At 44.4% G+C, this 12,822-nt stretch carries 11 protein-coding genes; 7 read left to right on the plus strand and 4 right to left on the minus strand.

The genetic code is table 11. The annotated features are described in order from the left end of the window. The first annotated feature begins 99 nt into the window (after positions 1-99). The 3 genes from J7545_RS21490 (at position 100) to rsgA (ending at position 3,211) form a co-directional block, all read left to right on the plus strand. A complete protein-coding gene (locus tag J7545_RS21490) occupies positions 100-1,536 on the plus strand; it encodes an alanine/glycine:cation symporter family protein (protein WP_318698073.1) in 1,437 nt (478 codons plus the stop codon). Positions 1,537-1,633: 97 nt separating this feature from the next. Beyond that, positions 1,634-2,005: a hypothetical protein gene (locus J7545_RS21495; RefSeq protein ID WP_318720113.1), complete on the plus strand. Its 372-nt coding sequence runs from the start codon at positions 1,634-1,636 to the stop codon at positions 2,003-2,005. A 141-nt stretch (positions 2,006-2,146) separates the two neighbouring features. Further along, positions 2,147-3,211: a ribosome small subunit-dependent GTPase A gene (gene rsgA / locus J7545_RS21500; RefSeq protein WP_318698075.1), complete on the plus strand. Its 1,065-nt coding sequence runs from the start codon at positions 2,147-2,149 to the stop codon at positions 3,209-3,211. Between the two features lie 114 nt (positions 3,212-3,325). Here rsgA and J7545_RS21505 read toward each other — a convergent pair whose 3' ends face one another. From J7545_RS21505 to J7545_RS21515, 3 genes are all read right to left on the minus strand, one after another. Continuing rightward, positions 3,326-5,821 (minus strand): HDIG domain-containing metalloprotein, encoded by a 2,496-nt coding sequence (locus J7545_RS21505; protein ID WP_318720114.1) that lies wholly within the window; start codon positions 5,819-5,821, stop codon positions 3,326-3,328. A gap of 292 nt (positions 5,822-6,113) precedes the next feature. Next, on the minus strand, positions 6,114-6,839 hold the full coding sequence (locus tag J7545_RS21510) for a hypothetical protein (protein ID WP_318720115.1): 726 nt from the start codon (positions 6,837-6,839) through the stop codon (positions 6,114-6,116). An 89-nt stretch (positions 6,840-6,928) separates the two neighbouring features. After that, positions 6,929-7,165, minus strand: a complete 237-nt coding sequence (locus J7545_RS21515; protein ID WP_271939836.1) for a Calvin cycle protein CP12 — start codon at positions 7,163-7,165, stop codon at positions 6,929-6,931. A 166-nt stretch (positions 7,166-7,331) separates the two neighbouring features. Here J7545_RS21515 and J7545_RS21520 point away from each other — a divergent pair, with 166 nt between their 5' ends. Further along, entirely contained in the window at positions 7,332-8,594 is a 1,263-nt protein-coding gene (locus J7545_RS21520; RefSeq protein WP_318698078.1) for an FIST N-terminal domain-containing protein, read from the plus strand. 20 nt (positions 8,595-8,614) lie between these two features. Here the strand turns inward: J7545_RS21520 and J7545_RS21525 are convergent, their stop codons facing one another. Next, complete coding sequence (locus tag J7545_RS21525; RefSeq protein ID WP_318720116.1) at positions 8,615-9,673, minus strand: diguanylate cyclase; 1,059 nt, start codon at positions 9,671-9,673, stop codon at positions 8,615-8,617. A 398-nt stretch (positions 9,674-10,071) separates the two neighbouring features. On the opposite strand from J7545_RS21525, the gene J7545_RS21530 reads away from it, so the two are divergent. The 3 genes from J7545_RS21530 to J7545_RS21540 all read left to right on the plus strand — a co-directional run bounded on the left by J7545_RS21530 (position 10,072) and on the right by J7545_RS21540 (position 12,701). Next, positions 10,072-11,931, plus strand: coding sequence for a PAS domain S-box protein (locus tag J7545_RS21530; protein WP_318720117.1), 1,860 nt, complete (start codon positions 10,072-10,074; stop codon positions 11,929-11,931). Between the two features lie 72 nt (positions 11,932-12,003). Next, the gene (locus tag J7545_RS21535; RefSeq protein ID WP_318698081.1) at positions 12,004-12,363 is read left to right on the plus strand and encodes a sensor histidine kinase; all 360 of its coding nucleotides are present in this window, start codon (positions 12,004-12,006) and stop codon (positions 12,361-12,363) included. A gap of 122 nt (positions 12,364-12,485) precedes the next feature. Beyond that, positions 12,486-12,701, plus strand: coding sequence for a response regulator (locus J7545_RS21540; protein WP_318698082.1), 216 nt, complete (start codon positions 12,486-12,488; stop codon positions 12,699-12,701). The last annotated feature ends 121 nt before the right edge of the window (positions 12,702-12,822 follow it).

Here is a 12,822-nt window from a genome sequence, read left to right on the forward strand (position 1 = left end):
CTATCACCCTAATTTTTTGTGCTTTCATGCTCTCAAAAGTTCTAGCACTGTGGGCTAAATCCGATCTCCTCGGTTCGTTTAATATGAGGCTATGAAACCGTGTTGAGCTTTTTAAATGATTTAATTTGGGGCAAAATTTTAGTTGTTGTTTTAGTTCCCATTGGTCTTTATTTTTCCATCCGATCGCGCTTTGTCCAGTTTCGCTATTTTGGGCAGATGTTGGGCAATCTCCAAGATGCCTTTGCTAAAGAAGAAGGACATCTGAGTTCCTTTCAAGCCCTTGCCCTGAGTGTAGCTGGACGGGTGGGAGGTGGTAATATTGCCGGGGTTGCTGTTGCCATTACTCTAGGCGGCCCGGGTGCAATTTTTTGGATGTGGATGATTGGGCTAGTGGGTATGGCCACTAGCTTTTTTGAATGTATGATTGCCCAAGTTTTTAAAACTGCTGAACCGGATGGTTCCTATCGCGGTGGCCCAGCATATTACATGGAACGGGGTTTGAAACAACCTTGGATGGCGAGTATCTTTTCTATACTCTTACTGGTCACATTTGGCTTTGGGTTCAACGCAGTTCAGTCCTATACCGTAGCCACCTCTTTTCAAGAAACCTTTGGTTTAAATCCAAATATCACTGGTTTTGCTCTCATGGTAGTTCTAGGGATAATTATTTTTGGGGGTGTAAAGCGTATTGCTGAGGTTGCTGAGTACGTTGTTCCTTTTATGGCTATGGGATATTTCCTCCTCGCCCTCTTTGTCATTGTGACTAACTTGGGGCAAATTCCCGCCGTATTTACCACCATTGTACAGAGCGCATTTGGCGTGAAAACCGCGATCGCCGGAGGTGTCGGAACCACCATCATGTACGGCATCAAGCGTGGCTTATTCTCCAATGAAGCCGGTTTAGGTAGCGCTCCTAATGTAGCGGCGATCGCCTATGTCAAACATCCCGTAGAACAGGGCATTGTCCAAGCTCTCAGCGTCTTCATCGACACTCTGATCCTCTGTTCCTGCACCGCATTCGTGATCTTGCTTTCTTCGGTCTATGAACCTGGTAACGATGCATTAGGAGGGGTCACCCTCACCCAACAAGCTATGGCTGAACATATCGGTTGGTGGGGTCAGGCTTTTATCACCATTGCTCTATTCCTGTTTGCCTTTACCTCCATCATTTATAACTACTACTTGGGCGAGAATAGTCTCAACTTTTTCAGCAACGAAAATAAGACCCTATTCAACGTCTTTCGAGTTCTGACCCTGACCCTAGTGATCTGGGGGGCAGTGCAAGATTTGGGTACGGTCTTTGGCTTTGCAGATGTCACCATGGGACTCTTAGCCCTAGTTAATTTAGCGGCTCTATTGCTGCTCTCTAATGTTGGGTTTGCTGTCCTCGACGACTACGATCTGCAAATAAAAAATGGACAAACGCCTGTCTTTGTCGGCGATCGCTTTGCTAGTCTGGCCATTGACCCCCAAGCCTGGGTTTCTGAAGCCATGGCCTCTAGTGGTCTAGAAGCTGCCGATCCAGAGCTTTCATAGCCCCGTTTAGATGGGCTATCCTAGAGAAAATGTGTGGTGAAAGGTTAGTGTTCTCTAGCCTCTCACCACAGATTATAGCGCTTTCAGGAGTCAGCCCTTGGAGATTTCTAAAAAACATATCGGAATTTTTTTCATTACAACAGGGATTCTGATTTTACTCATGCTTCTGTTTAAGCTTGAACCCTACATTGTAGAATTTGCCACCAGCCCGATCTATCAATTCATTGCTGGTCGTGAAGATGAAATAAGGCAAATCACCATCACGAACAATGGCGATCGAGTACAAATTGGGATTCCTCTAGGTTTGCTGAGAATCATTGCTCTATTTTTTGGGTTTATGTTTCTGAGAATCTGGTTTGATATCGGCAGTAAACTAATATCCGTAGGGCGTGAGTTGATGACCGATGATGTTAAGAATCTGGAAAAGCTCCTCAATAAATTACTCCAAATTAAAATCAATAATAAATGATAAGTGATAAGGCCAACTTATCGGATGCTCAATTAGACGGAGCGCAATTCTAGCATTTTGGGTGTTTCAGGACATAGTATGCTAATTTAGCGTATAATTCATAGTTAGGTACAGCAGAAAAAACAAGACCTAAAGTTCATTATGGACGATCTGAAAAGCCTGGGGTATGATGACTGGTTTAAGAGTCGAGTAGATGATGAAATGATTGCTGTTCACGGTGTTGCACGGGTAGTTTCTGTGCATAAAGACAGCTACACTGTGACCAAGGGGGGGCAAGAGATATTTGCCGAATTGTCAGGAAATCTTCTTTACCATACCGAGTCAGCATACGACCTTCCGACTACTGGTGATTGGGTATATGCCGATTTCTTTGATGATGATACCCATGCAATTATATATGGTGTTTTCCCAAGAAAGACTCTCCTACAGAGAAAGGCGGCTGGAAAAGTGGTGGATTTTCAGTTGATAGCTGCAAATATTGATGTTGCTTTCATTATTCAATCTTTGAATGATAATTTTAATCTACGAAGGCTAGAGCGCTATCTTGTTATGGTCAATGAAAGCGGAATTGAGCCTATTATTCTTCTCAGTAAATGCGATCTGATCTCCAAGGAAGAGATAGATAAAATCAAGAAAAAAGTTCTGAGTATTGCTCCTCATACTCTTGTCATGGAGTTTAGCAACTTAAACCAGGATAATATCGGCTCAGTTGTTGGCTTGTTAAAGAGGGAATTTTCATACTGCTTGCTAGGGTCTTCTGGTGTCGGTAAAACTACTTTACTTAACCGCATCATAGGTAATGAAAAATATGAAACGCAACCCGTAAGTAAAATACAGAGCAAAGGCCGACACACGACAACAATCCGTCAATTAGTTTCCCTGGAAAGAGGAGCAGTGATAGTAGATACCCCAGGAATGAGAGAGCTTGGTAGTCTATCTGTAGATGAGGGACTCGATGAGACCTTCTTAGACATTGTGGAGCTTTCGCAAAGCTGCAAATTTTCTAACTGTTCTCATACTCATGAAAAAGGTTGTGCGATTCGTACTGCTATAGAGGCTGGGGATCTGTCTGAACAACGTTATCAAAATTATATGAAGATGAAAAAAGAGTCGGAATTCAATCAAATGTCTTATCTGGAAAAACGACAAAGAGATAAGAGGTTTGGAAAGATGGTCAAATCGGTTATGCAAAAGAAGAAGAGGTAATGCCCTCGAATGAAACCGGGTTTAGGACAATTTATTAATGCCGAGATGGGAAATTTTCTCACTTTCTACGATCGCACAATCCTCAGCTTTTTCAGCAAGCCCTAGTTACCTCTGCTACTTGGGTAGTGCCCCTTTAGGATAAGCAATCCGCTTATGATTAAACTGTTGCCAAACGCGAACAAACGTATCTGCAATTATGGGCATTTCCTCGCGCTTCAAACCCGAATCGACCAACTGATTATCTTGCCATCTCGCTCTGAGAATTTTATTCACCATCCCTAAAGCCTCTTCATAGGTCGCTTCTTTGAGCGATCGCAAGGCAGCTTCACAAGAATCGGCTAACATCACAATACCCGTTTCCCGTGATTGGGGAATCGGCCCTGGATAGCGAAAAGCCTCTTCCTTCACAATTACACTCGGATCGGCCTCAGCCATTTGTTTGGCTTGATAATAGAAAAAGGCAATTAACATCGACCCTTGATGTTCGGGAATAAAGGCCTGTATCGCTTTCGGTAGGCGATACTGTTTCGCCAATACCAAACCTTCACTCACATGTTTCTTAATAATTTCTGCACTTTTCCAGGGGTCTTGAATCTCATCGTGTTTATTGGGCCCACCCATTTGATTTTCAATAAATCCTAGGGGATCGTGCATCTTACCAATATCATGGTACAGGGTTCCAGCACGGACTAGCTCACAATTACCCCCCAGGTTACGAGTGGCTGCTTCTGCGAGGGTGGCTACAAATAGAGTATGTTGAAACGTTCCAGGAGCTTCAGCCGCTAACCGTTGTAGCAGGGGACGATTAGGATTAGAAATTTCTGCCAAGCGCACCGGAGTGACCAAATCAAACAAATTTTCCAGATAGGGACTCAATCCTAAAGCAGCGATACTCGAAGCTAATCCTCCCAACCCTTGCAGAGCAGCACGAGTTAACAAAGGTTGCCAAGTAATTCCCGGAATTGCAGTTTGAATTAGAGTGACCACCAAATAGGCAAACCCTTGGGTTAAACCGACTCCGATCCCCAAAACAGACGCTTCTTCACGCGATCGCATCCGCCCAGCCATCATTCCCGCTAAGATCCCTCCAGCGGCACTGGCTAACCACTGATTCCAAATCACATCCATGCCAATTGGCAATACAGCAGCCGTCAAACCGACTACAGTCGTGGCGATACTAGAACCATAAAAGCCTCCCAACAATAAGCCAATTCCCGATAGAGCGATCGACGGTAACTTAAGGCTAACCAACAAGGGAGACGTTAAGGTCAGTAAAAGGATCAGAATCCGGTCTCGTTGACGCATTCCCGGATGAACCCGCCTTGCCACCAGCCAAAAAATGGTTACTGAGCCACCGATTAGCAAAGCATAAGCACTTAATCCTTCCCAATTAATTTGACGCTGGCTTAATTCAAAATGGTCAATGAGGACAAACTGTTTGTCAGAAATCTTATCTCCTTTACTGACAATAATTTCCCCCTTATTCACTTGATACTCAATGGAGGGGAAAGCCTCAGCCGCTTTTTCTGCCAAGCGGTTGGCTTCTTCTTTATCGTGAATTAGATTATGTTGTCCCTTAAGAACGGTATGGAGCGTATCTGAGGCAAACTTCTGTGTTTCTGGGGGGACTAAATCTTGCACTTGCAGGGCGATCGCCTGTTGCAATTGTCGCTCTGGCAGACCTTCAGCCAAACCTTGGGTTAAAATCCGCTCCAGACTTCGCTTGACACCGGTTTGGGTCTCTTCCCAAGTTGCAGCACTCCAATCAAATAAAGCAGGAGGATACAAGTTGATACTATTGTCGGTCTGTTCTATTGTCAGTTGATCTAGAGCCAATTCATAGTTATTCCGGGACTCAGAAATCTTAAATACAAGATTTGCCCAGTCACTGGCTGAACTTTGTTGTTTCACACTTTGCAATTGGGCGATCGCCCCCTGAAGTTGGGGATTAAGCACCAGTGGATATTGAAGATCGCCTGGAGAATCATTGGCACTAGACGGTTGTTCCGGTTCCTGTTCTTCGGTTTCTTCTACAGGAAACATTTGGAGGATTTCTATAATTTGTTGCCATTGGCTATTCGAGAGTTGGCGTAAATAGCGCTGCGTTTCGACCGGCAACAGAGACTCCTCCACATAAGGAAATTCACCCGTTTGCCGCCGCCAATACTCCCCTGGAGCCAATAAACTGGTTACAGTGTTCTGAAGTTCTTGGTTTAACTCCAAATTGATTTTCAGTACCGTATAGGAACCGCTACGGATTAATTTGCGCCTATTTTCCGTTTCCTTTTCATCAATCACCTTTTCTGTGCGGGGAGCAGTGATGGTTTCTGGAGCTAAAGTTCCTGGTCGCAGTTGGGGCGCGCTGTAGAAGCGATAACCGAAAGAACTGGTCACTGAAGCAACGGCAACCACAAAAAAAGCCGTAGGGGGGATTTTTTTGACTGATGTTTGGCGCGCAACATTCTGGGGTGGATAAGCCACATCAGTCCCTGGTGTTTTCTCAGAAGGGGAAGAGGCTTTGTATCCAGGTTGGCATGGTTTGGGAGCATTGGTGATGTACATTCGCCACCATTGGTCTACCCGTTTACTCAGTGCTTGCAAAGATTTCATTGTGGCACCCAACTCAAATTGGCTACAGGGTTTTTGATCTGGCCCAATTTAACTGTGGCCAGGACAATACTCCAGCGGGTTTGGTTTAAGCTGTCGTTTTGCTTACTCCTTCCTAGTTATTAGGAGAATTTAGCACATCTTTAGTACCTCCCAATCTAGACTATCTTAGCGTGACCCGCTCTTTTCTGGATCGCTCCTGGCTCGGAAGTCGGGGGTGGCAGGAGATTCCAGACACTCTAGAGATGGGGATATGGGGATCGGAAAAATCCCCAATTATCGATTACCAAAATTTTTAATTTTTAATGGAGACTAGATCGGCTCCTGACCAACTGGCGAGTAGATGGGCGCTGAGGGTATCTAAGGCTTTAATCCCATGGGGCCAAGGTGTTTTGGGATTTTGAATTTTCTCTGCTAAGAAAATTTGCCAGGGTAGGGGAATGCCGAGACGAGTTTGGTAAGTTCCGCACAGGGTTGCAGCAATACGACTGCTCAGGAACGGTTGTTGGGGATTTTGCTGGGCTAGGGCGATCGCCCCTGGAAAAGATTCAGAACTCTGTACAAAGCTCTCTAAACCGTGAAGCAGGGCAGAGTGAGCGGGCAAGTTATCTAAAGTATTGGGGTGAAACTGGGCTAAGTGAGATCGCCCATCAGCGATTAATTGATGTGGAGTGACAGAGCCTTCAACCAAGGCACTGAGGCCGGTCGCGATCTGTAAGCCCAGGATTTGGCAATCTGAAGATAACTGATAATGGTCGGCGATCGCTTGCCAATTTTCCACCAAGGACTCTCGGTTTTCATGGAAATACAGGGATATCGGTATAATCAGGCCAGTCACTTCCCAAGGCTGGGCAACGGGCAGATCCTGAAACCTTAACATGCCCTGTTGAATAAACTGTTGACATCCTTGAACCACCAAAGTTCCCCAAACAGACTCTGAAATCGGGGAATGAGAATCAGCGATCGCTGCGCCCCAGAGAGCGCCCTGAAAGCGACTAGATAATGGAGTGGTGATGTGCATCAAAACTCAACCCTTTCAACGAAAAGGCTGAGTGAAAGGGGTCACTCAGCCTCATAATAATGATTTACCCAAGACTCAGATCTAAGGGTTTAGTCCTCATAAATCCGACATTCAGCCGCATCGGGATTATTATCACAATATTGTTCAAACCCAGTTTTGGGCTTGACTTGCTTTTGGTGAGAAGCTTCTGCTTGCAGTTCTTCAACCGCATCCCAAGCCGCAGCACATTCAGGTGAGTTAGCCCCTTGTGCATCGCAAACGGCACGAGCTTCAGTTAACTCTTGGTCAATTTTCTCTTCCATCTTCGATTGGGTGTTGTTCGTCATAAGATAGGGTTCTAGATTTTCAGTAAGTGTTCTTCAAGGATACGTTAAACCACTCGGCCCATTTCTGCACTATCCTAACAATTCACAATCGAATCTGAACGAAGGGCACATATTAATTTAATATTAAAACAGGTTTACACAACAGGGGAGTCGAAGATTGGAGCAGATGCAATGGGCAAATGCCTTATCTACCCGTCCATCTCTGGAGGCTGCGATCGCTGAAGTTGTCGAAATAGTCCATCGACAAATGCCCGAACCCGCCTCTATTGCGCTAGTCTTTATCTCGTCTGCCTTTACCAGCGAATTTTCCCGCTTAATGCCCTTGCTGCAAGAAAAGCTCAACACCAGGGTGTTGATCGGCTGTGGAGGTGGAGGCATCATTGGGATGGTCTCTGGCGAGACTCCTGAAGAATTTGAAGATCAAGCAGCCTTAAGTTTGACTTTAGCCCGATTGCCGGGTGTTCAGGTCAATGCATTTTACATTGATACCGAAGAATTACCCGATCTCGATGGCCCTCCCGATCCATGGGTGGAGTTAGTGGGAGTATCTCCCGAACGCCATCCCCATTTGATTCTCTTGGGCGATCCCATGTGCCCAGGTTTGAATGATCTGCTTCAAGGTTTAGATTTTGCCTATCCCCATAGTCTGAAAGTGGGGGGGTTGGCTAGTTCAAGTCCGGTCAATCAGGGCAGTAGTTTATTTTATAACTACGAACTCTATAGCGAGGGAATCGTGGGTTTAGCCCTGAGTGGCAACATTGCCGTAGAGACGATTGTAGCTCAAGGTTGCCGTCCCATTGGTTCGATTTATCAAATTACCAAGGCTGAACGTAATATTGTTTTAGAATTGCAAGAAGAAGAAGCTAGTGGATTTCAGGGCGGTAAAACTGGGGTTCCCTTGGAAATTTTACGCGAAACTGTGGCTAACTTAAGTGAAGAAGACCGGGAGTTGGCCCAAGATTCCCTGTTTGTGGGCGTGGCAACGGATAGTTTTAAGACTGAGCTGGAACCGGAGGATTTTTTAATTCGCAATTTGTTGGGGATCGATCCGAGGATAGGTGCTTTGGCGATCGCCGAACGGGTGCGAATTGCTCAACGGATTCAATTTCATCTGCGGGATGCTTTAGCCTCCCAAGAAGAGTTACAGACTCTATTGGAGCGATACCAGCAGCAATTAGATCGGCAAACTGGGGGCAAGCTGTTCTTGTCATCAAGTTGTCCTTCCAAAGTGGGTGCTTTGATGTTTACCTGTTTGGGGCGAGGGGAAGAACTGTATGACGAGCCGAATGTTGATTCAGGATTATTTCAGAGATACTTTCCATCGATTCCCCTGAGTGGTTTTTTCTGTCAAGGTGAGATTGGCCCAGTGGGTGGTAATACGTTTTTACATGGATATACATCTGTGTTTGCCATTTTCTATCAACCCTAGAGAGGAGCCAGACAGCACAGTTACAAGGAGGACTCACTGGGTTCATCGGATTCTTCCAGGCGATCGCGACCTTGTTCTTTAGCTCGGTATAATCCTCGGTCAGCAGCTTGAATCAGTTGTATGGCTGAACAGTTCTCTTCTGGAAAAGCACAGGCAATCCCTAAGCTGAGGGTAATACGATCGCTAACCTCAGATTGAGCATGGGGAATGTGTAGTTGCCCGATTTCGTGACGAATATTTCGGGCTACGGCGATCGCTCCAATTGCATTGGTTTGAGGTAGAATCACCGCAAATTCTTCTCCACCGTAGCGAGCCACTAAATCTTGGGGACGACGGACCGCTCTCCGAATACCTTGGGCAATCTCTTGTAAGCAGCGATCGCCCTGAAGATGGCCGTAGCAATCGTTATAGAGCTTAAAATAATCCACATCCGCCAGAATCAAGGATAAGGGAGTTTGGGCCCGTTTCATTTGTCGGACCTCCCTCTCCAAAGTTTCATCAAAGTAATGACGGTTTGCTAGCTGGGTGAGGCGATCGATACCTGCTAACCGTTGCAATTCTTGATTGGCATCGGTGAGTTCTTGAAACTTTTGAGTTTGTTCCCACCAGCGTTTCACCCGTTGTACTAGGAGCGTGCCATGAATCGGTTTGGCAATCATATCCACAATGCCCAAATTAAAGGCTTGAGTGACCCAATCTGGATCATCTAGGGAATGGAGCATAAAAATCCCTGGAGTCTCGGAAGTTGTTTGGGCATACCACAGGGTTTGCAACTGTTGACAACAGGTGAGGCTATCGCCATCGGACAGTGAACCATCTAATAAAATAATATCTGGCTCCGTTTCTTCAGCCAGGCGTAACCCAGCTATTGCTCCATCCGCTTCAGTGACAGCATAGCCTTGATTGCTCATCAGGGTACGGATCTCACAGCGTAGTTGAGCATCTTCAGAGATCGCCAATACCCTGGGAGGATTTGCGGCATAGGGATTGCCCCGTCCTCCAGAAATTAATTCAAAGGGGCTGCCAGGTACAGGAAATTTGATTGGGGATGAATGATGGGAATCGATAGAAAATAGCATTTCCGAATCACTTGAACTCTACTATTCTACTATCGAACATCCCTTGAAGTTTCTCAGTGATAGAACTATCGAAAGAGGGTGATAGTACCTAAGTTCTGTGAGTGACTGAGCTAAAGCCTCGCAAGTGAGCGCGATCACGCCCTGAAAATGCCAATATAGAAGGAGTGAAAGTTCATGCTAGGGAGTGATTGCCCGTGGATGAGTTGCGAGTTGAGGAGCTTGAGCGCTTAAAGCATCGGGTTCGAGAATTAGAGGCAGAAAATAAAGTTCTACGAAGAAGGTGTAGGAATCTTTATTGGGGTGAGGGGAGAGCTGCAAGATCGGTAAGTAAGAACCTTGAGTCAGAGCAAGACGTGGAGTCTGGGGTTCAAGAATCCAGGGTTGTGTTAGATAAAGAAATGCAGATACGCTCTATTTTTCAGGCGATGCAGGATGTGGTTTTGGTTTTGGATGCCGATCTTCAGGAAATTGAGGTCATTCCTACCCATCCGATGATTTTCGCCCATCCTCAGTGGGATATTGTCAATCAGACTTTGGAGTTGTTTTGGGATGGAGACCAAACTGAGATTTTTCGCAGTCAAATTGAGCGATCGCTTGCTCGTCAGTATCCCGTAACGTTTGAATATAGCGTGCGCCAAGGCAATCGAGATTTATGGTTTACGAGTCATATTTCGCCGATTTCTAAGAATTCGGTTGTTTGGGTGGCACGGGAAATTACAGATCGTAAGGAGGCAGAGCTGCGACTTCAGAATATTCGGGAACAGCTCGAGATGATTGTGGAGCAGAGAACAGGAGCGTTGCAACGATTGAATGCCGAGTTAGAGCAGCGGGTACAGGAGCGCACAGCCCAGTTACAGGAAGTCAATGAGCAGTTGCGTCAGGAAATTGGCGATCTCCACCACGCTCAGGAGGAATTGAGGCGCTCTAAGCAGTTGTTGCAATTGGTGATGGATAATAGTCCTCAATTTATTGTTTGGAAAGATTTAAATTCGATGTATTTGGGCTGTAATCGGAATTTTGCCCAGTTAGCCGGGTTATCTACCCCAGAAGAGATTGTGGGGAAAACCGATTATGATTTGTTTTGGACTCGTGACGAGGCAGATGGGTATCGACTCGGCGATCGTCAGGTGATGAGTTGCAATCACCCGGAATATCATCGCATAGAAACCAAGCTGGAAGAAGATGGTACTCGTTTATGGATTGATACCAATACGATTCCTCTCTATGATGCCAAAGATCAAGTAGTAGGGATTTTGAGAACCTATGAAAATGTCACCGAACGAAAGCAAATTGAAGAGCAATTACGGTTAACTCAGTTTACTCTCAATCGCCTAGGCGATATCGTTGTCCTAATGTCTACTGAGGCACAATTGTTTTATGTCAATGACTCAGCTTGCCGAACATTAGGATATGAGCAATCGGAGTTATTAAACCTGAAATTTTATCAGATTGATACCTTCTATTCGGCTGAGAGCTGGCAAGATCGTTGGCAGGAATTACGTCAGTTAAAATCTCTAACCTGTGAATCGATTCTTTGGACAAGCAATGGAGCGCCTGTTCCTGTAGAAATGCGGATGAATTATTTAGAGTTTAATGGTAAAGAATATAATTGTGGGATTTTTCGGGATATTTCCGAACGCAAAAAAGCCGAGGAAGCGCTGCGGGAAAGTGAGGAGCGATTTAGAGCAATTTTTGAGCAGGTCGCCGTGGGCATGGCAATTGTGACTTTAAATGGACATTTTTTCCGAGTTAATCAGAAATTTTGTGATATTCTCGGATATAATCGCCCCGAAATGCTATCGAGAACGTTTGAAGATATTACTGCTCCAGAAGATTTAGGGAAATTGATGGGCACTATCGATCGTATATTGATCGAAGATAATCCCAGTGAAACCCTAGAGAGTCAATATATTTGTAAGGATAACAAAATAGTTTGGGGTCATGTCACGATCTCCTTAGTCCGCAAGACTTCTGGGGAGAATCATTATTATATTTGGGTATTTGAAGAAATTAGCGATCGCAAACAAGCCGAAGAAAAACTTAAAGCTTCCCTGAGAGAAAAAGAGGTTTTACTCAAAGAAATTCATCATCGGGTTAAAAATAATTTGATGGTGGTGTCTAACCTCTTAGAGTTGCAGTCTGAATATCTAGAAAATTCTAGTCTAATAAAAATATTGTCAGACAGCCAAAATCGAATTTATTCGATGTTATTAATCCATGAGAAATTGTACAGGGCCGCGAATCTAGATCGTGTCTAACTGGATGATTACTTAGAATCTTTAGTCGAAGGATTACTAGCTTCCTATCAAGGTCGAGAACAAAATGTTGAGTTGATCTTAAATTTAAATTCCATTCACCTGAATGTTGAAACAGCTAATCCTTGTGGATTAATTGTTAATGAATTAGTCTCTAATGCCTTAAAACATGCCTTTCCTAACAAACCGCAAAACCATCAAGGTATCATTTGGGTAGGACTAGAAAAAAATGAAGATCGGGTCATCACTATAGAGGTAAAAGATAATGGGATTGGATTGCCAGCTAATTTTGATATTTGCCAAGTGGATACCATGGGATTAGAATTGGTCTGCACTTTGGCAGAGCAATTAAAAACCAAGCCAGAAATAATTTCCGGTATAGGAACTCATATTCGCTTGAAATTCTTGGAACTCAAATATCCTCGGAGGTGGTAATTATGGGTAGCATTAAGATCTTAATTGTAGAAGATGAATTATTGATTGCTCAAGGACTCGCTAGCAAATTTAAAAAACTGGGATATCAGGTCATAGATATTGTCGCTTCTGGAGAATAAGCTATCCAATATAGAAAAATTAATCAGCCAGATTTGATCTTAATGGATATTGTTCTAGAGGGAGATATGGATGGTATTGAAGCTGCTCAAAAAATCAATGAGTTTCAGTCTATTCCGATTATCTATTTAACGGCTTATGCTGATGATGACACCCTGGTGAGAGCAGAAGAGACCAATTATTATGGTTATTTACTCAAACCCAGAAGTGTTGAATGTTAGCTTAATGCCGAAAAAAAGAGGATAAAATATGGTATTCTATCCTCAAATATTCAAATAATATTCTCGCCTATGCTAGCTTCCTTTACCAATCTTGTCAAACCCATTCTCAAGTCATTGTCTC

Source organism: Roseofilum sp. SBFL, assembly GCF_017746885.1.
Lineage (GTDB): Bacteria > Cyanobacteriota > Cyanobacteriia > Cyanobacteriales > Desertifilaceae > Roseofilum.